At 36.9% G+C, this 21,940-nt stretch carries 21 protein-coding genes and 3 pseudogenes; 18 read left to right on the plus strand and 6 right to left on the minus strand.

What is annotated here, in order from left to right:
- Positions 1-94 precede the first annotated feature (94 nt).
- The 5 genes from HT722_RS03740 (at position 95) to rpsD (ending at position 6,175) form a co-directional block, all read left to right on the plus strand.
- Complete coding sequence (locus HT722_RS03740) at positions 95-1,111, plus strand: glycosyltransferase family 2 protein (RefSeq protein WP_173277655.1); 1,017 nt, start codon at positions 95-97, stop codon at positions 1,109-1,111.
- A gap of 115 nt (positions 1,112-1,226) precedes the next feature.
- A complete protein-coding gene (locus tag HT722_RS03745) occupies positions 1,227-3,455 on the plus strand; it encodes a PavB family fibronectin-binding SSURE repeat adhesin (protein ID WP_173277656.1) in 2,229 nt (742 codons plus the stop codon).
- A 166-nt stretch (positions 3,456-3,621) separates the two neighbouring features.
- Positions 3,622-4,317, plus strand: coding sequence for a response regulator transcription factor (locus HT722_RS03750; protein WP_173277657.1), 696 nt, complete (start codon positions 3,622-3,624; stop codon positions 4,315-4,317).
- Entirely contained in the window at positions 4,317-5,369 is a 1,053-nt protein-coding gene (locus HT722_RS03755) for a HAMP domain-containing sensor histidine kinase (RefSeq protein WP_173277658.1), read from the plus strand. Before HT722_RS03750 ends, HT722_RS03755 begins: the two co-directional genes overlap by 1 nt.
- A gap of 194 nt (positions 5,370-5,563) precedes the next feature.
- Entirely contained in the window at positions 5,564-6,175 is a 612-nt protein-coding gene (rpsD, locus tag HT722_RS03760; RefSeq protein WP_000092756.1) for a 30S ribosomal protein S4, read from the plus strand.
- 95 nt (positions 6,176-6,270) lie between these two features.
- Here rpsD and HT722_RS03765 read toward each other — a convergent pair.
- Positions 6,271-6,561, minus strand: a pseudogene (locus HT722_RS03765) (tyrosine-type recombinase/integrase); the annotation flags it as partial.
- 40 nt (positions 6,562-6,601) lie between these two features.
- Between HT722_RS03765 and HT722_RS03770 the strand changes: the two are divergent.
- The 6 genes and pseudogenes from HT722_RS03770 (at position 6,602) to tnpA (ending at position 11,682) form a co-directional block, all read left to right on the plus strand.
- Positions 6,602-7,135, plus strand: coding sequence for a type II toxin-antitoxin system antitoxin SocA domain-containing protein (locus HT722_RS03770; RefSeq protein ID WP_173214599.1), 534 nt, complete (start codon positions 6,602-6,604; stop codon positions 7,133-7,135).
- The gene (locus tag HT722_RS03775) at positions 7,123-8,040 is read left to right on the plus strand and encodes a hypothetical protein (protein WP_173214597.1); all 918 of its coding nucleotides are present in this window, start codon (positions 7,123-7,125) and stop codon (positions 8,038-8,040) included. Before HT722_RS03770 ends, HT722_RS03775 begins: the two co-directional genes overlap by 13 nt.
- A gap of 232 nt (positions 8,041-8,272) precedes the next feature.
- Positions 8,273-8,560 (plus strand): type II toxin-antitoxin system RelB/DinJ family antitoxin, encoded by a 288-nt coding sequence (locus tag HT722_RS03780; protein ID WP_173214595.1) that lies wholly within the window; start codon positions 8,273-8,275, stop codon positions 8,558-8,560.
- Positions 8,550-8,887, plus strand: a pseudogene (locus HT722_RS03785) (type II toxin-antitoxin system RelE/ParE family toxin). The gene HT722_RS03780 and the pseudogene HT722_RS03785 overlap by 11 nt, the downstream one beginning before the upstream one ends.
- Positions 8,888-9,598: 711 nt before the next feature.
- Positions 9,599-10,852 (plus strand): hypothetical protein, encoded by a 1,254-nt coding sequence (locus HT722_RS03790; RefSeq protein ID WP_173277659.1) that lies wholly within the window; start codon positions 9,599-9,601, stop codon positions 10,850-10,852.
- 314 nt (positions 10,853-11,166) lie between these two features.
- A pseudogene (gene tnpA, locus HT722_RS03795) lies at positions 11,167-11,682 on the plus strand (IS200/IS605 family transposase).
- A gap of 265 nt (positions 11,683-11,947) precedes the next feature.
- Here the strand turns inward: tnpA and rpmG are convergent.
- From rpmG to HT722_RS03815, 4 genes are all read right to left on the minus strand, one after another.
- Positions 11,948-12,097 carry a 50S ribosomal protein L33 gene (gene rpmG / locus HT722_RS03800; protein WP_001265622.1) on the minus strand — a complete coding sequence of 50 codons (150 nt, stop codon included), beginning with the start codon at positions 12,095-12,097 and terminating at the stop codon, positions 11,948-11,950.
- A 15-nt stretch (positions 12,098-12,112) separates the two neighbouring features.
- Positions 12,113-12,295, minus strand: coding sequence for a 50S ribosomal protein L32 (gene rpmF / locus HT722_RS03805; RefSeq protein WP_000290417.1), 183 nt, complete (start codon positions 12,293-12,295; stop codon positions 12,113-12,115).
- Between the two features lie 151 nt (positions 12,296-12,446).
- A complete protein-coding gene (locus tag HT722_RS03810) occupies positions 12,447-12,647 on the minus strand; it encodes a PTS ascorbate transporter subunit IIC (RefSeq protein WP_000796545.1) in 201 nt (66 codons plus the stop codon).
- 2 nt (positions 12,648-12,649) lie between these two features.
- Complete coding sequence (locus HT722_RS03815; RefSeq protein WP_173277652.1) at positions 12,650-12,790, minus strand: hypothetical protein; 141 nt, start codon at positions 12,788-12,790, stop codon at positions 12,650-12,652.
- Between the two features lie 190 nt (positions 12,791-12,980).
- Between HT722_RS03815 and HT722_RS03820 the strand changes: the two genes are divergently transcribed.
- From HT722_RS03820 to ilvD, 6 genes are all read left to right on the plus strand, one after another.
- Entirely contained in the window at positions 12,981-15,011 is a 2,031-nt protein-coding gene (locus HT722_RS03820) for a BglG family transcription antiterminator (RefSeq protein WP_173277660.1), read from the plus strand.
- A gap of 3 nt (positions 15,012-15,014) precedes the next feature.
- Entirely contained in the window at positions 15,015-15,299 is a 285-nt protein-coding gene (locus tag HT722_RS03825) for a PTS sugar transporter subunit IIB (protein ID WP_000912473.1), read from the plus strand.
- Between the two features lie 12 nt (positions 15,300-15,311).
- Positions 15,312-16,658 carry a PTS ascorbate transporter subunit IIC gene (locus tag HT722_RS03830; RefSeq protein ID WP_173277661.1) on the plus strand — a complete coding sequence of 449 codons (1,347 nt, stop codon included), beginning with the start codon at positions 15,312-15,314 and terminating at the stop codon, positions 16,656-16,658.
- Between the two features lie 3 nt (positions 16,659-16,661).
- Positions 16,662-17,519 carry a transketolase gene (locus HT722_RS03835; RefSeq protein WP_166732271.1) on the plus strand — a complete coding sequence of 286 codons (858 nt, stop codon included), beginning with the start codon at positions 16,662-16,664 and terminating at the stop codon, positions 17,517-17,519.
- A complete protein-coding gene (locus tag HT722_RS03840) occupies positions 17,516-18,448 on the plus strand; it encodes a transketolase family protein (protein WP_173277662.1) in 933 nt (310 codons plus the stop codon). Before HT722_RS03835 ends, HT722_RS03840 begins: the two co-directional genes overlap by 4 nt.
- Before the next feature lie 230 nt (positions 18,449-18,678).
- Positions 18,679-20,382 carry a dihydroxy-acid dehydratase gene (gene ilvD / locus HT722_RS03845; protein WP_000137343.1) on the plus strand — a complete coding sequence of 568 codons (1,704 nt, stop codon included), beginning with the start codon at positions 18,679-18,681 and terminating at the stop codon, positions 20,380-20,382.
- Between the two features lie 192 nt (positions 20,383-20,574).
- Here the strand turns inward: ilvD and HT722_RS03850 are convergent, their stop codons facing one another.
- Positions 20,575-20,916 (minus strand): metal-sulfur cluster assembly factor, encoded by a 342-nt coding sequence (locus tag HT722_RS03850; RefSeq protein ID WP_001204052.1) that lies wholly within the window; start codon positions 20,914-20,916, stop codon positions 20,575-20,577.
- A gap of 123 nt (positions 20,917-21,039) precedes the next feature.
- Here HT722_RS03850 and rgg point away from each other — a divergent pair, with 123 nt between their 5' ends.
- Complete coding sequence (gene rgg / locus HT722_RS03855) at positions 21,040-21,891, plus strand: quorum-sensing system transcriptional regulator Rgg (protein WP_173277664.1); 852 nt, start codon at positions 21,040-21,042, stop codon at positions 21,889-21,891.
- Positions 21,892-21,940 lie beyond the last annotated feature (49 nt).

A 21,940-nucleotide genomic window follows, 5' to 3' on the forward strand; every position in this document is an offset into this window, starting at 1 on the left:
GTCAGTAACATATATACGGCAAGGCGACGTTGACGCGGTTTGAAGAGATTTTCGAAGAGTATAAGAAAAAATCAGTCCCCTAAAGGAGCAGATTATGAAGTTATTGTCTATCGCCATCCCTAGCTATAATGCCGCTGCCTATCTTCATTACTGTGTGGAGTCGCTAGTGATTGGTGGTGAGCAAGTTGAGATTTTGATTATCAATGATGGGTCTCAGGACCGGACTCAGGAAATCGCTGAGCGTTTAGCCATCAAGTATCCTAACATCGTTAGAGCCATCTATCAGGAAAATAAGGGCCATGGCGGTGCGGTCAATCGTGGCTTGGCAGAGGCTTCTGGGCGCTATTTTAAAGTAGTTGACAGTGATGACTGGGTGGATCCTCGTGCTTACCTGAAAATTCTTGAAACCTTGCAGGAACTTGAGAGCAAGGGTCAAGAGGTTGACGCCTTTGTGACTAATTTTGTCTATGAAAAGGAAGGTCAGTCTCGTAAGAAGAGTATGAGTTACGAGTCAGTCTTGCCTGTCCAGCAGATTTTTGGCTGGGACCAGGTCGGAAATTTCTCCAAAGGCCAGTATATCATGATGCACTCGCTGATTTACCGGACAGATTTGTTGCGAGCGATCCAGTTCCAACTGCCTGAGCATACTTTTTATGTCGATAATCTTTTTGTCTTTACACCCCTCCAGCAGGTCAAGACCATGTACTATCTGCCTGTCGATTTCTATCGATATTTGATTGGGCGTGAGGACCAGTCTGTCAATGAGCAAGTGATGATTAAGCGCATTGACCAGCAACTGAAAGTCAATCGACTCTTGGTAGACCAACTTGATTTGTCCAAAGTAGGCCACCCCAAAATGCGAGAATACTTGCTGAATCACATTGAAATCACGACGGTGATTTCCAGTGCCTTGCTCAACCGAGCAGGAACAGCGGAGCATTTGGCAAAAAAACGGGAGCTGTGGACCTATATTCAGCAGGAAAATCCAGAGGTCTTTCAGGCTATTCGCAAGACCATGCTCAGCCGTTTGACCAAACATTCTGTCTTGCCAGCTCGCAAACTGTCCAATGTTGTCTATCAAATCACCAAATCTGTTTATGGATTTAATTGATATAAGTATTTTATAAGAGGGATTTAAGAAAAATTTTAACTTTTTCTTAGTCCTTTTTAATTTTAGGAGATTATACTAGAGTCATCAAATAAAGAAAAACTCTAAGGAGAATCCTATGAAATTCAATCCAAATCAAAGATATACTCGTTGGTCTATTCGCCGTCTTAGTGTCGGTGTTGCCTCAGTTGTTGTAGCCAGTGGCTTTTTTGTCCTAGTTGGTCAACCAAGTTCTGTACGTGCCGATGGGCTCAATCCGACCCCTGCTCAAGTCTTACCTGAAGGGGAATCGGTAACGAAAGAGGGTGACTTAGCAGAAACTCAGGGAGACACCGTTCTTGCTGAAGCGAAACCTGAGGTCGTTGCTGGAAATACGAATTCACTTCCGACACCTACAGAAGGAACTGAAGTGAGCGAGGAAACAAGCCCTTCTCGTCTGGATACACTTTTTGAAAAAGGTGAAGAAACTCAAGAAAATCCAGAGCTAACAGATGTCTTAAAAGAAGCTGTAGATACAGATGATGTGGCAGGGACACAAGCAACTCCAGCAGATATTGAAAAAGCTGTCGATGAGGATGTTAAAGACAGTATTGATGTCCCAGCGGGCTACCTAGAACAAGCCAAAGTTCCCGGTCCTTTCTTGGCTGGTGTAAACAAACCGCTTAAATATGAACTCTTCGCAGGTGATGGTATGTTGACTCGTCTCTTACTCAAAGCATCTGACAAGGCTCCATGGTCAGATAATGGTGTCGCTCAAAACGCGAAAATTCCACCAGTGAAAAATTTACCTGATGGCAAGTATTACTATCAAGTATCTTTGAATGGTAACACTACAGGTAAGCAAGATCAGGATTTATTAGATACACTTCGTACTAATGGTACAAATACCTATGAAGCTACCCTAACTGTCTATGAAGCAGCCGGAGATAAACCTGATTTGACTAAGGTTGTCAAGGAACGTAAAGTCAATATTACCTTGAACGGTCTTGTAACAAGAAGTGATGTTAACTCTGCAGTTGAAAACAACGTTAAAGACAGTATCGATGTTCCTGCTGCTTATCTTGAAAAAGCTGAAGGAAAAGGTCCTTTCACTGCCGGTGTAAACCAAGTAATTCCTTATGAACTATTCGCTGGTGATGGTATGTTGACTCGTCTCTTGCTCAAAGCTTCTGATAAGGCTCCATGGTCTGATAATGGTGTAGCTAAAAATCCTGCTTTATTTCCATTAGGAGAAAATGTGAAAACAAAAGGTCAATACTTCTATGAAGTAGACTTAAATGGCAATACTGTTGGTAAACAAGGTCAAGATTTAATTGATCAGCTTCGTGCTAATGGTACTCAAACTTATAAAGCTACTGTTAAAGTTTACGGAAATAAAGACGGTAAAGCTGACTTGACTAATCTAGTTGCTACTAAAAATGTAGACATCAACATCAATGGATTAGTTGCTAAAGAAACTGTCGAAAAAGCTGTTAAAGATAACGTTAAAGACAGTATTGATGTTCCTGCTGCTTATCTTGAAAAAGCTGAAGGAAAAGGTCCTTTCACTGCCGGTGTAAATCAAGTAATTCCTTATGAACTCTTCGCTGGTGATGGTATGTTGACTCGTCTCTTGCTCAAAGCTTCTGATAAGGCTCCATGGTCTGATAATGGTGTAGCTAAAAATCCTGCTTTATCTCCATTAGGAGAAAATGTGAAAACAAAAGGTCAATACTTCTATGAAGTAGACTTAAATGGCAATACTGTTGGTAAACAAGGTCAAGATTTAATTGATCAGCTTCGTGCTAATGGTACTCAAACTTATAAAGCTACTGTTAAAGTTTACGGTAACAAAGACGGTAAAGCAGATTTGACAAACATCGTAGCAACTAAACAAGTTACTATTAAGATAAATGTTAAAGAAACATCAGGCACAGCAAATGGTTCATTCTCACCTTCTAACTCTGGTTCTGGCGTGACTCCGATGAATCACAGTCATGCTACAGGTGCGACTCATCAAACAGCTGCTGACCATAAGGACATGATAGCACCAGCCAAAGAGACTGATAAAGCAATGCCAGCAAATGACCAAATGGAAAAATCAGGTATGAAGACTGAGACTCCAGCTCCAGGTACTACAGATAGCATGCCTGCTGACACCATGACAAGCTCTACCAATACGATGGCAGGTGAAAACATGGCTGCTTCTGCTAACAAGATGGCTGATACGATGATGTCAGATGATAAAGCTATGCTACCAAATACTGGTGAAGCTCAAACATCAATGGCAAGTATTGGTTTCCTTGGGCTTGCGATTGCAGGTTTACTCGGTGGTCTAGGTTTGAAAAACAAAAAAGAAGAAAACTAATCAGCTAAGGAAATAAATGAGGGATAGTGGGCTGACTAAGGCTAGTTTACCAACTCAATCAGCTATCAGGTATTTCTTTCAATAGCAGATTAAAATCATCGTAAAACAATAAAAATAGTGTTATACTTAAAGCAGTATAGCACTGTTTTTATCAAAGGAGAGGCAGATGGGAAAGACAATTTTACTCGTTGACGACGAGGTAGAAATCACAGATATTCATCAGAGATACTTAATTCAGGCAGGTTATCAGGTCTTGGTAGCCCATGATGGACTGGAAGCGCTAGAGCTGTTCAAGAAAAAACCGATTGATTTGATTATCACAGATGTCATGATGCCTCGGATGGATGGTTATGATTTAATCGGTGAGGTTCAATACTTATCACCAGAGCAGCCTTTCCTATTTATTACTGCTAAGACCAGTGAACAGGACAAGATTTACGGTCTGAGCTTGGGAGCAGATGATTTTATTGCTAAGCCCTTTAGCCCTCGTGAGCTGGTTTTGCGTGTCCACAATATTTTGCGCCGTCTTCATCGTGGGGGCGAAACAGAGCTGATTTCCCTTGGCAATCTGAAAATGAATCATAGTAGTCATGAAGTTCAAATAGGAGAAGAAATGCTGGATTTGACTGTTAAATCGTTTGAATTGCTGTGGATTTTAGCTAGCAATCCAGAGCGAGTTTTCTCCAAGACAGACCTCTATGAAAAGGTCTGGCAAGAAGACTACGTGGATGATACTAATACCTTGAATGTGCATATCCATGCTCTTCGACAGGAGTTGGCAAAATATAGTAGTGACCAAACGCCCACTATTAAGACAGTTTGGGGGTTGGGATATAAGATTGAGAAAGCACGAGGTAGTTAATGAAATTAAAAAGTTATATTTTAGTGGGGTATGTCATTTCAACACTCCTAACGATTATCGTGGTTTTTTGGGCCATCCAGCGAATGCTAATTGAAGAAAGAGAAATTTATTTCCTAGTGGGTATGACTCTCGTGGCTAGTTTTATCGGTGCTGGGATTAGTCTCTTTCTCCTATCGCCTGTCTTTACTTCATTGGGCAAACTCAAGGAACATGCCAAGAGGGTAGCAGATAAGGACTTTCCTTCAAATCTGGAGGTTCAAGGTCCTGTAGAATTTCAACAATTAGGCCAAGCTTTCAATGAAATGTCCCATGATTTGCAGGCAAGCTTTGATTCCTTGGAAGAAAGCGAACGAGAAAAGGGCTTGATGATTGCTCAACTTTCGCATGATATTAAGACTCCTATCACTTCAATCCAAGCGACGGTAGAAGGGATTTTGGATGGGGTTATCAAGGAAGGAGAACAAGCCCATTATCTAGCAACCATTGGACGCCAGACGGAGAGGCTCAATAAACTGGTTGAGGAGTTGAATTTTTTGACCCTAAACACAGCTAGAAATCAGGTGGAAACTACCAGTAAAGACAGTATTTTTCTGGACAAGCTCTTAATTGAGTGCATGAGTGAATTTCAGTTTTTGATTGAGCAGGAGAGAAGAGATGTCCACTTGCAGGTAATCCCAGAGTCTGCCCGGATTGAGGGAGATTATGCAAAGCTTTCTCGTATCTTGGTGAATCTGCTCAATAACGCTTTTAAATATTCTGCTCCAGGAACCAAGCTGAAAGTGGTGGCTAAGCTGGAGAAGAACCAGCTTTCAATCAGTGTGACCGATGAGGGGCAGGGGATTTCCCCAGAGGATTTGGAGAATATTTTCAAACGCCTTTATCGTGTAGAGACTTCGCGTAACATGAAAACAGGTGGTCATGGCTTGGGTCTTGCGATTGCGCGTGAATTGGCCCATCAATTGGGTGGAGAAATCACAGTCAGCAGCCAGTACGGTCTAGGAAGCACCTTTACCCTTGTTCTCAATCTCTCTGGCAGTGAAAATAAAGCTTAAAACCCCTTTACAAATCTAGCCATTCATGGTAAAATGGATTTTGTGTGAAATATCAGCAGGAAAGCATGAAGCTCGTCAACAGGTGTCTTATGATAAGTAACCTTGGCTGTTTAGGCGAAGGGCATCTGCACGAATCAGGGCTTTCTAAGTGACTATTTCCACCGAAATATTATTTATATCAGGAGGACATTCACATGTCACGTTATACAGGACCATCTTGGAAACAAGCTCGTCGCCTTGGCCTTTCACTTACAGGTACAGGTAAAGAATTGGCACGTCGTAACTACGTACCAGGACAACACGGACCAAACAACCGTTCTAAATTGTCAGAATACGGTTTGCAATTGGCTGAAAAACAAAAACTTCGTTTCACTTACGGTGTAGGTGAAAAACAATTCCGTAACTTGTTCGTACAAGCTACAAAAATCAAAGGCGGAATCCTAGGTTTCAACTTCATGCTTCTTTTGGAACGCCGTTTGGATAACGTTGTTTACCGTCTTGGTCTTGCGACTACTCGTCGTCAAGCTCGTCAATTCGTAAACCACGGTCACATCCTTGTTGACGGAAAACGCGTTGATATCCCATCATACCGCGTAACTCCAGGTCAAGTGATCTCAGTTCGTGAAAAATCATTGAAAGTTCCAGCAATCCTTGAAGCAGTAGAAGCTACTCTTGGACGTCCAGCATTCGTATCATTCGACGCTGAAAAATTGGAAGGTTCATTGACTCGCTTGCCAGAACGCGACGAAATCAACCCAGAAATCAACGAAGCACTTGTCGTTGAATTCTACAACAAAATGCTTTAAGATAAGACTTTATATTGTAAGAAGCCTACAACAGTGGGCTTTTTGCTTTGTCTTAAAAGCTTGATTTCTGGGTTTGTCCCCCTTTTTGTCCCCCTTCACAAAGAACTAACAGCTTTCTCATAAAATGAGACGGCTGTTTTTGCTTTTTCTTTGGAGAGATGACTGTAAGTGTCCATAGTCATAGCTAGTGTAGAATGACCTAGACGGTGTTGTAATTCTTTATATGGTATTCCAGAGTTTAGCAAGAGACTAGCGTGAGTATGGCGAAAACCATGAAAACCAATATTAGGTACACTAGCATGTTTGAAACGTGTGTTTAAACGAGTGGCTAGTGTTTTATTGTTTGGGTATTGAGAAAGAAAAATACTAAAATGTTTTGTAGTCCTTAAACTACGTGATATAATAAGAGTAAAAGGAGATTCAGTAATGCAACCACCATTATTTATTGCGAACTATATAATTGAATATTCTAACGATAAGAGCTATTCAATTAACAACCTCATATTACAAAAAATATTATATTTTGCCAATGTAATTAAAATTGTTGACACTAAAAATCCTCTTTTTGAGGAACAAATGGAGAAATGGAAATATGGTCCCGTTGTACCAAGTGTATATCATGAATATAAAAGATTCGGAGCTTTTCAAATAACAAAACAGGATATTGTTAAAGAATATTTTCATTTTGAGAATATAGAAAATAATTCATTAGGAAACATAAAAATATTTAAGTATCAACCACAAGATATTCCAGAACTTGATGCTAATTTGTTAAAGAAAGTTATTGATAGATTTTCTGATGTAGATATTTTTGATATAGTGGAGAAAACTCATAAACAGGAACCATGGAAAAAGTACGAAAAGTTAATTAGTGATGGTGTTCAAGGGATAAAATACACAAATGAAGAGATATTGAATTATTTTAACAACCATCCAGAGGAGTTAGAATGGCTCAGATAAGTACAAGTTTTATCCAACTTCTTTTAGTTGGTGATATCTCTAATCATGATGATGGTATTGTAAAATCGCTTCAAGATAATTTAACTGAGGAAAATTTAGTAATTCCATACGATTATATTGCTGAATTTGTATACCAGAATGAAAATAGCAATGAGCTCAATGAAACGTTAAATAGGAACATCGATTATTTATCTTCAACTATAGAAGCAGATGATAACGCTAAGAAATTAATACTAGATAAGAACCTTAAGAAAATAAGTTCTAATTATAGCTTATCTCAAATTCAGAAATCTTATATATCAAGGGTTGCTAAGGAAGTGGAGCAGGGGTTAAAAGATGTCAATAGCCAACTAAACCAAGCTAGATTAATTCTTCAAGATGTAAAGAAAAAATCAGACGCCTCTAATAATACTCTTACAGAAGCTAAAAGCCAACTAAGTCAAGCTAAATATTTTATTAAATATATACAGGGGCAATCAGCCAACTCTAATAAACTTCTTAAAACTGTACAGGAACAATCTGACGATATTGAACAAACAAAATCATCTATCTACACGGATTTCATAGCAATTTTAGGGATTTTTTCAGCATTTGTTTTTGTAATGTTTGGAGGCATTGAAGTAGCAAGAGCTGTTTTTGATATCGGAGATGATTTATTAAATATGAATCTTTCTAAGATGATAATAATTTCATGTCTGATGTTAATTGGTGTAATAACATTGATGTATTCATTGTTATTATGGATTGCTAGAATCACCAATAAGGAAATTGGAAACTGCATGAGCAGTAAATGCAAAGAGGGTTGTTCGCACAAGTGGAAGCATTTTTATTTACGTCATTCATTTTATTTTTCATTGATTATTTTATTAGTGATAATTACTTACATTTCATTTAAATATTCCTAGATTGGCTCCTGAAAACTATAATTGTAATAGAAAAAGCACCGCTTGGCCGTGCTAGTTTTTTGCCTGCTGAACTCATCATTTTTAAGTTCCTGATATTAAGCACTTTTGGGCGCTTCCCTTTAGTGCTTTTTTTGTTTTTAAAATAGCTTTTTAATATACAGTTATAGGTAGCTATACGTAACTAGATCTGCATAGTTTAAAGTGATATAATGGTCTAAAAGGAGGTACTACTATGGATGTTTTAGAAAAAAACACACAGGTAAACTTTAAAACTAACAGAGACTTGTTAGAGAAGGCTAAAGCTATTATCACAGCGCAAAATCTTGATATGACAGTCAGTTTTAACTTGTTTTTAGAGCATATTGTAGAAAATAAAGCCTTGCCATTTGAAATCCAAGTAGACAAAGAAAGAGAAGAACTTCTATCAAAGTTGCGTGCTGAAATTGGCCGTAGCTTTGAAGATTTAGAACATGGAAGAACTTGCAGCCTTGATGAAGTGAGGGCTAATCTTGGAATTTAACGAGAACTCATATGGCCTTATTATCTCCGAAACGGTACAAGAACAGCTAAGAGGTATTAAAGATTATATCTCAGCTAACTACTTTTCAGAACAGGCAGGAGCAAACACAGTTAAGAATATTCGGAGCGTCTTGAAGTCTTCCCAGAAGCAGGATTCGATGCTGATGAAAGAGTAGGAGGTATTATATACCCACCCCACAAAACCAGATGCATCATTTTAGGCGATTACCTAGCCTTCTATCATATTTTAGAGGATAAAAAAGCTGTCTTTATATCAGATATTATTCATAGTAAACAGGACTACATCCGCTTGTTCAAGAAAAAATAGCTCCTACATATTAGTAGTGAGCGTTTAAATTATAAGTCATTGACTAATAACAGGGATAGAATAGACACAATTTGGAAATTATCGGAAGCAATTCGTATGAACAATTGCTCGACATAAAATATAAATCTCCGTTAAAAGATGCCAAAAGTAATATTATTTTTCCAGTTTACCTCTCTTCAATCAGAATCAAAAACATTAGTCGATGATGAACGATATCGGATTATTGGATTGCCGTTTTATAACTATGAAATAACTAAAGATGAGGGGGCAGACAGATTAAGGAATTTATAGTTTAACAAAATCTTAAAATATTTAGTTTTATAGATCTTAGTAGAGAATGAATTATGGAATTTGATATAAATAAAGGAAATTTTAAATATGATAAATAGTTTTTTTATACGAAAACCAATGAAGTATAATTACGTAATCTCAACGATTTTAGATATAGTAAATTTATTTTTTCTAATCTACTTCATATTTTCAGATATGGAAAAGAAAATATATTTTATTATTGCGCTTATTTGCTATCTAAGTTTAATGGTATGTGTTTGGTTCCTAGAGAAAGAAAATGTAAATACGGACCTAGGAGACTTAAACAGTCAAATAACTAAAATATCAAATACTATCTCACTTAGAGGTATATTTAAAATTATTTTCTGTATAATTAGATACCTTTTTTTGTTTTTTATATTACGAACATCTATTCTAATAATGATGGGTGAAGAGTGGCTATATAATACTCCCTACGGTATTTTTATTGAAAATTTCATTTTCATAGTGATAACAATATTACTATTTACTAGAATTTTTAGTTATTTATCAAACATTTCCCCTTACTTATTGCTTTTAGTGATTGCTATACCCATATTTTTATTTTCAATAGTAGGAATTGAATCTTCATTCTTCAATTGGACTTTTATATCTCTTATACTGGTCTCTGTTCTTCTTCAAATTTTGAATGAAGATATTCAATACTTACTTCCTAAAAAAATACGTCCTCAAATGGGAGAGTCTGATACTGAACTAAAGGAGAGCTTCTTCAAAATGAAGTTCAATGTGTTATTGTTCGTTCCTCTATTATATTTTTCTTTGTTGTTATCGGAAAAAATTACAAACAGTAATGTATTTTTATATTTTGTTAATATTTCAACTTCAAGTAATATTGAAGCAGGAAACACAACTTACCTTTCTTATTTTACTGTTTACAGTGCATTAGTAAAACTATTAATTGTTTTCTTTTCCTTTATTATTCTTTTTGAATATAAAGAAAGTTTAATTAATATGATTTGCAGATTTTTATTACCTGTGATTAATGAAGATGGATTCTTAAATCGAGATGGAAAATATTTTAAAATTAGAAATAAAAAGAAGTTCAGTGTTGATAAAGAAATATACTATTATAGATACAAAAATACGTTTATAAAAAACATGCCCACAAAAACAGAGTATTATAGATTGTCTGATAATGTATTAATGGATAAATCAGGCCATACTCAAAATTTTAAAATTATCTCCAATCATATTTTAAAAATCGATAAAGACTACTTTATTTTAGACCATTCAAGTACATTAAATGATTTTTATATTATGAGGAAAAATGAACGCCTGAGGAAATTGAAGAGGCCTGATCATAATGTTTGGTTGGTATTTCTAGCATTGCTAATAGTTACACTATTTTTTAATAGTATTTTAAATTCTAAAATGGAAACTCATGGGAGAGGAGAATATAAAATCATAAAAAACAAAAAAGAGTTATCAAGCAACGATGAAAATGAAATAATTTATTTAGAAAAGAATCAGTTAAGAATTGGAAATAATAAATATAGTTATGATGCAATCAGCATGACAATAAGAGATAATTCGAATACAAAAGTAGGAGAACTTAAGGATAAATTATTGACGATTGAAATTGATGATAGAAAACAAGAATATCGCTTTGATGATTCTAAAAATGCTGGAAGTTAGTATCTAGCTTGAAAAAATATATTTGTTACTTACTTATTTATTTTTTAAGTAAATATAGAAAGTGACAAAAACTTTATGAGCACTCATAGAACAATAATAAGGTAGTTCTTAAAACTAAAATATGTTAATTAGCATTTCGTAAAAATTTACGGAATGCTTTTTTGTTATGTGACTTTCAGTCCGTCTCGCTCCGTTAGGTGCGAGACAAAAAAACTACCCGCTATGCGGGTGCGCGTTGAAGGTTATACCCAAAAAACTCCAAACGCGATACAATAAAGGTGTTCAAGCCAATTGTAAAGCGAAAGGAGAAAAATATGGCACAAAAGACTCATAGTTTATCGCACACAAAGTGGCACTGTAAGTATCACATTGTATTCACCCCTAAGTATAGACGAAAAGTCATCTATAATCAATATCGAAGTAGTTTAGGCGAAATATTTCATCGTTTGTGTAGTTATAAAGGAGTTGAAATTATCGAGGGTCACTTAATGCCAGACCATGTACATATGTTAGTAAGTATTCCACCAAGGATAAGTATTTCGAGTTTCATGGGTTATTTAAAAGGAAAAAGTGCACTCATGATGTTTGACAAACACGCCAATCTCAAGTACAAGTTTGGGAATCGGCATTTCTGGGCGGAAGATTATTATGTGAGCACAGTAGGGCTTAATAAAGCCACAATTAAGAAATATAGTCAAGATTAAAGAAATTATCCAGTGGATGATTTCTTCACGAATATGAAAATTTGAGAACGAGTAAAGCATGATATAGCACTAGATAAATTGAGTATAAAAGAATATGAGGATCCCTTTAGGGATAGTGGTAAGTAATACTAAAGCCTCTTTAAGAGGCAAGTGACGAGTCAAGAGCAATGAGGCTTGAACAAAGTGAAAGCCAGCGTCTTTAGGCGCTGGCTGGTAATTTGGGCTTATAGCCCTGGGACAAACCACCCGTTTGACGGGTGGTCATGATTTATCTGAAAATGTAGTGAAAAATGTAGTCATTCGAATGATTTCCCTTGCAATGTACTGAAATTAACAAAAAGAAAAAACGCTGATTAAGCGTTTTTCTTCTGTATTGATTCGTATTGAATGCTTACTTCACTTCTGTAAACACAACGTGTTTGCGAAGTTTTGGTGAGTATTTCTTCAATTGAAGACGGTCTGGAGTGTTACGTTTGTTTTTAGAAGTAAGGTACAAGCGTTCACCAGATTCTTTGTGTTCAAGTGTAATATTTACGCGCATGGTATCTCCCTTCTATTATTCAGCTGATGCAGCTTTAGCGATTTTACGTCCTTTGTAGTATCCTTTAAGTGATACACGGTGAGAACGTGAGTAATCTCCAGTAGTTTCGTCAAAGTTTACAGACGGAGCTGTTACTTTGTAGTGTGTACGACGTTTGTTTTTCTTCGCTTTTGAAGTGCGACGTGCAGGTACTGCCATTTTGATTTCTCCTTTAGGTATTTATATTCGATTCAATCTACTGATTTTCATCAACCATATTAGAATAACACATTTTTTTTGTAAAGTAAAGTTACTTGACAAAAAAAGATGAAAAAATTCTCCTGTCAGACCTAGCAGACAGGAGAAAATGTTAAATATCAATCTCAAATGGTTCGTCAATGGTTTCTGATACGTATTTTCCGTCTTTTTTCCGTTGCTTGACACATTCTGTGAGGAGATACTCGATTTGCCCATTGACTGATCGGAAGTTATCTTCTGCCCATGATGCGAGTGCAGCGTATAACTTTGTTGAGAGTCGAAGGGGGATCTGCTTTTTTTTAGCTTCAGCCATCTTTAGTAAAGACTTCCTGTGTTGACAATTGGTTGTGCATCATGATTGCCACAAAGAACGACAAGGAGATTTGAAACCATGGCAGCTTTTCGTTCTTCGTCAAGCTCTACCAATTCCCCTTCATTGAGCCGTTCTAGTGCCATTTCAACCATTCCTATTAATTGTTATCTAAATGATATCGCTTTAATTTATAACGTCAAGAAAAAGTAGAAAAATAATTACTAAAAACTTTCAGCCCAATAATTTCTTTTAAAAGGTGAGATTATATTGTGCTCAAATACTCTTTTATTCTTATAACTTTTACACTATAATTGTAGTTAGAAAGGAAGAGAAATGTTTGATTATAGAGCACTAGTTATTTTGATGACTTTGATGGATCATTGTGAGCTATCATTATATGAGTTATCTGTTAAGGTGAGCTTACCTATAAAGGAAGTCAAAGAAGGAATAGATTATTTAGTGCCTTATCTAGCTAATAAAGGGATAGTGCTGGATAAAAAGCAAGGTCGCTATAGTTTATCAAATCGTACGAAGCAGTCTTTGACAGATATTATTAAGTCGGATGAATTGGTTTTACCAAAGTCGACTCGCTTAGCTTTAATCTATCTTTACACTTTTTGCCGATTAGATTTTATATCAAATAATCATTACCAAGACTTTTTGAAAGTAAGTAAGAATACAACCTTATCTGATATTCAATCATTAAGAAAGATTATGTTAGATAATGATTTGGAGCTAGGGTACAGTAGAGCAAAAGGTTATACTTTACACGGTTCAGAGTGGAATAAGCACCGTTTAGCTTTTCAAATGGTTAGTGAGTTGCTGGAATCCTCCATAGGGATTTGGGGTTTGGATTATGTTTTATCCAGTTGGGGGTATTCATTAACTTATGATTTGATTGATCAGGTAGTTAAAGATTATTATGAGAAGCTACAGCTAGTACCTATTGTTAATCAATTAAAAATTTACCTTTTCGGTTTAGTATTCATTCTGTGTAGGTATCAAAGGGATGTTGAAAGAGTATGTCTTTCAGAGACATTAGTATCTCCTGTTATTCAAGATATAACGACTATTTTATTGGATACAGTGGTTGATTTGGGAATTATAGATACGGTGTTTTCTGAGGATGATTATCGCTATATCACAGTTTTATTATCAAGTTGCTTTGAAGGTGAAGTAGATGTTGCTCCGGTTTACTTTAATCAACTAACAGAGGCTATTATAAGTAGAATGGAAGATATTTCTTTGTTACATTTTAAACAAAGGGAAGGATTGAGAGAAAATCTTCGCCGCCACCTTATACCGGCTTACTATAGATTAAAGTTCGGCCTACCTAGTTCAAATGAATATGTATTGCATGTTAAAGAACATTATCCTGATTTATTTGAGTTAGTCAAAGATTCTTTGATGCCCTTGATGGATGCTATTGACAATCCCATACCTGATAGTGAAACAGCATATTTTGTTATCCATTTCGGAGGTTATTTAAAGAAAGCAGATACTTTGCCTCAAAAATGGTATAAAGCAGCAATCATTTGTCCTAATGGTGTTAGTTCTTCATTGATGTTAAAAGAGAATCTATTAGCATTATTTCCTCAAATTGAGTTCATAGGAACCTCAAAGATTGATGATTTACAGGCGAAAACTAGTAGTGACTATGATATGGTTTTTTCTACCATAAAGGTGGAGACAGAAAAGCCAAATTATCTAGTTTCGGTTATGATGACTGAAGAGCAAGCAATACAACTAGTAGAACTAGTGTTAAAAGATTTTCCGAATTTAGAGTATGGGGATTTTGAGATTGAACAAATCCTGAATATTGTCAAAAGATATGGAATTATTACACAAGAATTGGAATTAAGATTGGCGTTAAAGAATTATCTTTATCAAAAAAATGATAGAAAGGAAATTGTACCAGTGCTAGAACAACTTATTACCAAAGAAACCTATCAGGTTAGTTCGCAAAAATTAGGATGGAAGGAGGCGATTCGTTTAGCAGCTAAACCGCTTTTGGATCAAGATAAGATAACTGAGAACTACCCTGAGGCAATGATTCAAAAAGTAGAAGAGTTTGGGCCTTTTATTAATTTAGGGAAGGGAGTAGCAATTCCTCACGCTCGGCCAGATGAAGGTGTGAATGAAATAGGAATGTCAATGTTAGTTTTGGAAGAACCGATTTATTTATTGGATAATCCAGAACAAGAGGTAAGATTGTTGATTTGTATTGCAGCCATTGATAATGAGAGTCATTTAAAGGCTTTGTCACATTTAACAACAATTTTAAGAGATAAAAATCATGTTCAAACTTTAATATCATCAAAAAACTATGATGACATTGAAATGATAATTAAACAGGAGGATTAGATAATGTTAAAAATTGGTACAGCTTGTGGTTCAGGATTAGGTTCAAGTTTTATGGTACAGATGAATATTGAATCTGTATTGAGTGATTTGAATGTTTCAGATGTAGAAGTTGAACACTATGATTTAGGTGGAGCAGATCCAAATGCAGCTGATATTTGGATTGTTGGTCGTGATCTAGCTGATTCAGCTAGTCATCTTGGAGATGTTCGTATCTTAAATAGTATTATTGATATGGACGAGCTACGAGAATTAATTACTAAAATTTGTGAAGAAAAAGAACTTATATAGGAGGCTAGCGTCATGATGAAGTTCATATTGGATATTGTTAGTACACCAGCTATTTTAGTAGCTTTAATTGCAATCTTAGGATTAGTGCTTCAGAAGAAGAAATTACCTGATATTATTAAAGGCGGAATTAAGACCTTTGTTGGTTTCTTAGTTGTATCTGGTGGTGCAGGAATTGTGCAAAATTCTTTAAATCCATTTGGTACCATGTTTGAGCATGCTTTTCATTTATCTGGCGTTGTACCAAATAATGAAGCAATTGTAGCTGTAGCTTTAACAACATATGGCTCAGCTACTGCAATGATTATGTTTGCAGGTATGGTATTCAATATCTTAATTGCTCGTTTTACTCGATTTAAATATATCTTTTTAACAGGGCACCACACTCTATATATGGCGTGTATGATTGCGGTCATTTTATCAGTTGCTGGCTTTACAAGTTTGCCTCTTATCTTACTAGGAGGCTTAGCACTCGGTATTATTATGAGTATTTCCCCAGCATTTGTGCAAAAATATATGGTTCAATTAACTGGAAATGACAAGGTGGCTTTAGGTCATTTCAGTTCTTTGGGATATTGGTTGAGTGGTTTTACTGGTAGCCTTATCGGTGACAAATCAAAATCAACAGAGGACATTAAATTTTCAAAGAGTTTAGCTTTTTTACGTGATAGTACTGTTAGTATCACTTTATCTATGGCAGTTATTTACATTATTGTAGCTATCTTTGCAGGGTCAGAATATATAGAAAAAGAAATTAGTAGTGGTACAAGTGGTCTAGTTTATGCTTTACAATTAGCAGGTCAATTTGCAGCAGGGGTATTTGTTATTTTAGCAGGTGTTCGCCTTATTTTGGGTGAAATTGTTCCAGCCTTTAAAGGTATTTCAGAGCGTCTTGTACCTAATTCAAAACCTGCTTTGGATTGTCCGATTGTTTATACTTATGCACCCAATGCAGTTCTAATTGGATTTATCTCTAGTTTTATTGGTGGTTTAGTAAGTATGGCAATTATGATTGCTTCAGGAACGGTTGTTATCTTACCAGGTGTTGTGCCTCATTTCTTCTGTGGAGCGACTGCAGGTGTTATTGGGAATGCATCTGGTGGTGTTCGTGGAGCTACTATTGGAGCATTTTTACAAGGTATTTTAATCAGTTTTCTTCCAGTCTTTTTAATGCCAGTTTTGGGAGGACTTGGTTTCCAAGGATCAACTTTCTCAGATGCAGATTTTGGTCTATCAGGAATTATTTTAGGAATGTTAAATCAATTTGGCTCACAAGCAGGCATTGTGATTGGTCTTGTTCTTATTTTAGCAGTTATGTTTGGAGTATCCTTTATTAAAAAGCCATCTGTAAAGGAGGAATAAGGGATGATTTTAAGTAAAAATAGAGAAGATGAGTTAAGAAAATTTGCGACTAACATCCGATTAAATACTCTTGAAACCTTGAATCATCTTGGATTTGGTCATTATGGAGGGAGCCTGTCTATCGTAGAAGTTCTAGCAGTGCTTTATGGTGAAATAATGCCAATGACTCCAGAAATATTTGCATCGCGAGATAGAGATTATTTCATATTATCAAAAGGTCACGGAGGACCAGCTCTATACAGTACACTCTATTTGAATGGTTTCTTTGACAAAGAATTCTTATATTCTTTAAATACAAATGGAACCAAATTACCGTCTCATCCTGATAGAAATCTAACGCCAGGCATAGATATGACAACGGGCTCTTTAGGACAAGGAATTAGTGTTGCAACCGGACTTGCATATGGTCAGAGAATAAGAAAAAGTCCCTTTTATACCTATGCTATTGTTGGAGATGGTGAGTTAAATGAGGGACAATGTTGGGAGGCTATACAGTTTGCTTCTCATCAACAGTTATCTAATTTAATTGTATTTGTAGACGATAACAAAAAACAATTAGATGGTTTTACAAAGGATATTTGTAATCCAGGTGATTTTGTAGAAAAATTCTCATCATTTGGATTTGAATCCATTAGGGTCAATGGTTCAGATATTAGAGAAATTTATGAAGGGATTATCCAATTAAAACAGTCAAATAATTCATCCCCTAAGTGTATTGTATTAGACACTATTAAAGGTCAAGGAGTTCGAGAGCTGGAAGAAATGAAATCCAATCATCATCTTCGCCCTACTGTAGAGGAGAGACAAATGTTAACTTCAGTTGTAGAAAGATTAAGTCAGGAATTGGAGGAAACAGAATGATGAGAAGTACGAAAGAATTACGACATGTGTATAGAGATTTCCTTCTAGAGGCTAACCAAAGTTATTCTGATATAGTAGTTTTAGAAGCAGACTTGTCAAGTTCTATGGCTACTAATAATCTTGAAAAGGACTTTGGAGACCGTTATGTGAATGTTGGAATAATGGAAGCAGAAATGGTCGGGCTTGCAGCAGGTTTATCTATTCAGGGGTTTAGACCTTATCTTCATACATTTGGCCCTTTTGCTTCAAGAAGAGTATTTGATCAATTATTTATTTCTCTTGGGTACGCACAATTGGATGCCACTGTGATTGGCTCAGATGCAGGAGTAACGGCAGAGATGAATGGTGGAACACATATGCCATTTGAAGAAATTGGATTGTTACGTTTAATTCCTAAATCAATCATTTTTGAAGCAACTGATGATATCCAATTTCATGAAATCTTGAACCAGACATTATACTTAAAAGGACTAAAATATATTCGAACAATTAGAAAAGCTCCAGAGGCTGTATATCAAGGTGGAGAAGACTTTTCTAAAGGCTACATTGAGTTAAGACACGGTGAAGATGTTGTAATAGTTGCTTCTGGCATAATGGTTGCTCCAAGTATTCGAGTTGCGGATGAACTGTCTAAATTAGGTTATTCAGTAGGTGTGATAGATTTATTTAGAATTAAACCGATACCAGAACAGATAAAAACAATGTTAAGTGGAAAAACTATATTTACTGTAGAAAACCACAATCAGATAGGTGGAATTGGCAGTGCTTTATGTGAATTATTCTCTGATGATGGAATAACAAAAATTCATCGGATGGGTGTTCAAGAAAGATTCGGTCAAGTTGGGAAAATGGATTATCTTCTTAATGAGTATGGTTTGAGTGAATCGAATATAAAAGAGAAAGTTCTAGAGTTTTATAATGCAAGATAGATGTTAAATACACTTATCTGAAAGAACTTCTGTAAAAATTACATTACGTTATTTAAAGCAAGCGGATTAAAAGCATATTCTGGTCATCAGAAAGTGCCCTGATCCGCTTTGTTGTTTTTAATTTAAAATGTTTATATGTATATAGAATTTTCTGAAAATTCAAGAATTTTCTTCTGTTCATTGCTTTTAAAATGTGCTATAATAGTAAAAACTGAAATGGGAGGGAACAAATGACTGAATTAGATAAACGTCACCGCAGTAGCATTTATGACAGCATGGTTAAATCACCAAACCGTGCTATGCTTCGTGCGACTGGTATGACAGATAAGGACTTTGAAACACCGATTGTGGGAGTGATTTCGACTTGGGCGGAAAATACACCATGTAATATCCACTTGCATGATTTTGGGAAATTGGCGAAAGAGGGTGTCAAATCGGCAGGTGCTTGGCCTGTGCAGTTTGGGACTATCACTGTAGCGGACGGGATTGCTATGGGAACACCTGGTATGCGTTTCTCTTTGACATCTCGTGATATCATTGCAGACTCAATCGAGGCGGCTATGGGTGGGCACAACGTCGATGCTTTTGTTGCTATCGGTGGCTGTGACAAGAACATGCCGGGTTCTATGATTGCCATTGCTAATATGGATATTCCAGCTATTTTTGCTTATGGTGGAACTATTGCACCGGGAAATCTTGATGGCAAAGATATTGACTTAGTTTCTGTTTTTGAGGGGATCGGAAAATGGAACCACGGTGATATGACGGCTGAGGACGTGAAACGTCTTGAATGTAATGCCTGCCCTGGACCTGGTGGCTGTGGTGGTATGTATACTGCTAATACCATGGCGACAGCTATCGAAGTTCTCGGTATGAGTTTACCAGGATCTTCCTCTCACCCAGCTGAATCAGCTGACAAGAAAGAAGACATTGAAGCAGCAGGACGTGCTGTTGTTAAGATGCTTGAACTGGGTCTCAAACCATCAGATATCTTGACCCGTGAAGCCTTTGAAGATGCTATCACTGTAACTATGGCTCTCGGTGGTTCTACAAACGCCACTCTTCACTTGCTTGCCATTGCCCATGCTGCCAATGTTGATTTGTCACTTGAGGACTTCAATACGATTCAAGAGCGTGTGCCTCACTTGGCCGACTTGAAACCATCTGGTCAGTATGTCTTCCAAGATCTCTACGAAGTCGGTGGTGTGCCTGCGGTTATGAAGTACTTGCTGGCGAATGGTTTCCTTCACGGGGACCGTATCACATGTACTGGTAAGACTGTTGCTGAGAATTTGGCTGACTTTGCAGACCTCACACCAGGTCAAAAAGTCATCATGCCACTTGAAAATCCAAAACGTGCAGATGGTCCGCTTATCATCTTGAACGGGAACCTTGCCCCTGACGGTGCGGTTGCCAAGGTATCAGGTGTTAAAGTTCGTCGTCACGTTGGACCAGCTAAGGTCTTTGACTCAGAAGAAGATGCTATTCAGGCCGTTCTGACAGATGAAATCGTTGATGGCGATGTTGTTGTTGTTCGTTTCGTGGGGCCTAAGGGTGGTCCTGGTATGCCTGAGATGCTCTCACTTTCATCAATGATTGTTGGTAAAGGTCAAGGAGATAAGGTGGCCCTCTTGACGGACGGACGTTTCTCTGGTGGTACTTATGGTCTGGTTGTTGGACATATCGCTCCTGAAGCTCAGGATGGTGGACCGATTGCCTACCTCCGTACAGGCGATATCGTTACGGTTGACCAAGATACCAAAGAAATTTCCATGGCAGTATCCGAAGAAGAACTTGAAAAACGCAAGGCAGAAACAACCTTGCCACCACTTTACAGCCGTGGTGTCCTCGGTAAATATGCCCATATTGTATCATCTGCTTCACGCGGAGCCGTGACAGACTTCTGGAATATGGACAAGTCAGGTAAAAAATAAACTCATACTCTTCGAAAATCTCTTCAAGCCACGTCAACGTCGCCTTGCCGTAGGTATGGTTACTGANNCAAAACAGTGTTTTGAGCAGCCTGCGGCTAGTTTCCTAGTTTGCTCTTTGATTTTCATTGAGTATCAAAAAGCAAGCCAATCTCGGCTTGCTTTTTTTTTCATCTTCAAAAGTGATTTACCTGCTTAACGAGGTGGCAGTCCAAGGGCAATGCGGCCGTAGCGACTGATTCGTGTGATCTTCCAAGCAGGCGACCAGGTAACTTCAACCTTGACATCTTCAATACCCTCGATTTGTTTCAGACCTGCGACGATTTCGATAGGAAGGCTTTCGGCACAATCGCAGGCGGTGTCAGTGAAGGTCATGACAATCTTGCAGAGACCCGTTTCGTCCAGATTGATTTCATAAATCAACCCTAGATTGTACACATCCAATTCCACATCTGTATCAAAAACCTTCTCTAGTTTTTCGATAATTTGGTCTTGCAAGGCCAAAGCGCGGTCATTGATTTTGATATCGTCTCTCATTACAGTCCCTCCACGTGATAAATATCCTCTATTTTCTCATAATTCTGACAATTTGGCAAGTTTTTGATGAATTTTCTGAAAAATATGATAAAATGAAGAAAATACGGAATCAAGGGGAAGCCTATGGAGCAGATTGGAAAAGTCTTTAGACAATTACGAGAGTCAAGAAATATCTCGCTGAGACAAGCAACTGGAGGACAATTTTCGCCGTCTATGTTATCTCGCTTTGAAACAGGTCAGAGTGAACTTTCGGTGGAAAAGTTTCTATTTGCCCTAGAAAATATATCTGCCAGTGTAGAGGAAATCCTCTTTCTGGCGAGAGGTTTTCAGTACGATACAGATTCTGAGTTGAGAAAAGAAATCATAGATGTCTTGGATCCAAAGAACATAGCTCCGCTTGAGGACTTGTATCGCAAGGAGTATCAAAAGCATGCCCATTCTCAAAACAAACAGAAACATATTCTAAATGCCATTATTATCAAGTCTTATATGAAGAGCATAGATGAAAGGGTGGAGTTAACAGCAGAGGAAGGGAAAGTTCTTCATGATTATTTGTTTTCTACCGAGATTTGGGGAATCTATGAACTCAATTTATTTTCAGTCAGTTCACCCTTTTTATCTGTTTCTCTTTTTACTAGATATGTACGAGAAATGGTACGCAAATCTGATTTTCTAATGGAAATGTCTGGCAATCGAAACCTGTTTCACACTATACTATTGAATGGTTTTTTAGCCAGCATTGAGTGTGAAGAATTTACCAATGCCTCTTATTTTAAACGTGTTATCGAAGAGCATTTTTACAATGAAAATGAAACCTATTTCCGAATTGTCTATTTGTGGGCGGAAGGTCTTCTTGATAGCAAGCAAGGTAGAGTCAAGGAAGGCCAGAAAAAGATGGAGGATGCTGTCCGTATTTTTGAGATGCTTGGCTGTAATAAATCTGCCGAATACTATAGAAAAACGACCGATTGTTGAATATCTGCAAACTAAGAAAATAATTTGAAATTTGAAGCTATAGAACTGT

The sequence above is a fragment of the Streptococcus sp. 53 genome (assembly GCF_013276565.1).
Lineage (GTDB): Bacteria > Bacillota > Bacilli > Lactobacillales > Streptococcaceae > Streptococcus.

Excerpts from the sequence above, each read along its gene's own strand:
- rpmG (WP_001265622.1), bottom strand. The coding sequence starts at position 12,097 with ATGCGCGTAAATATTACACTTGAACACAAAGAATCTGGTGAACGCTTG.
- HT722_RS03840 (WP_173277662.1), top strand. The coding sequence starts at position 17,516 with ATGATGAGAAGTACGAAAGAATTACGACATGTGTATAGAGATTTCCTT.
- HT722_RS03830 (WP_173277661.1), top strand. The coding sequence starts at position 15,312 with ATGATGAAGTTCATATTGGATATTGTTAGTACACCAGCTATTTTAGTA.
- rpmF (WP_000290417.1), bottom strand. The coding sequence starts at position 12,295 with ATGGCAGTACCTGCACGTCGCACTTCAAAAGCGAAGAAAAACAAACGT.
- HT722_RS03835 (WP_166732271.1), top strand. The coding sequence starts at position 16,662 with ATGATTTTAAGTAAAAATAGAGAAGATGAGTTAAGAAAATTTGCGACT.
- ilvD (WP_000137343.1), top strand. The coding sequence starts at position 18,679 with ATGACTGAATTAGATAAACGTCACCGCAGTAGCATTTATGACAGCATG.
- HT722_RS03810 (WP_000796545.1), bottom strand. The coding sequence starts at position 12,647 with ATGGCTGAAGCTAAAAAAAAGCAGATCCCCCTTCGACTCTCAACAAAG.
- HT722_RS03820 (WP_173277660.1), top strand. The coding sequence starts at position 12,981 with ATGTTTGATTATAGAGCACTAGTTATTTTGATGACTTTGATGGATCAT.
- HT722_RS03790 (WP_173277659.1), top strand. The coding sequence starts at position 9,599 with ATGATGGGTGAAGAGTGGCTATATAATACTCCCTACGGTATTTTTATT.
- HT722_RS03775 (WP_173214597.1), top strand. The coding sequence starts at position 7,123 with ATGGCTCAGATAAGTACAAGTTTTATCCAACTTCTTTTAGTTGGTGAT.
- HT722_RS03750 (WP_173277657.1), top strand. The coding sequence starts at position 3,622 with ATGGGAAAGACAATTTTACTCGTTGACGACGAGGTAGAAATCACAGAT.
- rpsD (WP_000092756.1), top strand. The coding sequence starts at position 5,564 with ATGTCACGTTATACAGGACCATCTTGGAAACAAGCTCGTCGCCTTGGC.
- HT722_RS03770 (WP_173214599.1), top strand. The coding sequence starts at position 6,602 with ATGCAACCACCATTATTTATTGCGAACTATATAATTGAATATTCTAAC.
- HT722_RS03745 (WP_173277656.1), top strand. The coding sequence starts at position 1,227 with ATGAAATTCAATCCAAATCAAAGATATACTCGTTGGTCTATTCGCCGT.
- HT722_RS03755 (WP_173277658.1), top strand. The coding sequence starts at position 4,317 with ATGAAATTAAAAAGTTATATTTTAGTGGGGTATGTCATTTCAACACTC.
- HT722_RS03850 (WP_001204052.1), bottom strand. The coding sequence starts at position 20,916 with ATGAGAGACGATATCAAAATCAATGACCGCGCTTTGGCCTTGCAAGAC.
- HT722_RS03780 (WP_173214595.1), top strand. The coding sequence starts at position 8,273 with ATGGATGTTTTAGAAAAAAACACACAGGTAAACTTTAAAACTAACAGA.
- HT722_RS03740 (WP_173277655.1), top strand. The coding sequence starts at position 95 with ATGAAGTTATTGTCTATCGCCATCCCTAGCTATAATGCCGCTGCCTAT.
- HT722_RS03815 (WP_173277652.1), bottom strand. The coding sequence starts at position 12,790 with ATGGCACTAGAACGGCTCAATGAAGGGGAATTGGTAGAGCTTGACGAA.
- HT722_RS03825 (WP_000912473.1), top strand. The coding sequence starts at position 15,015 with ATGTTAAAAATTGGTACAGCTTGTGGTTCAGGATTAGGTTCAAGTTTT.
- rgg (WP_173277664.1), top strand. The coding sequence starts at position 21,040 with ATGGAGCAGATTGGAAAAGTCTTTAGACAATTACGAGAGTCAAGAAAT.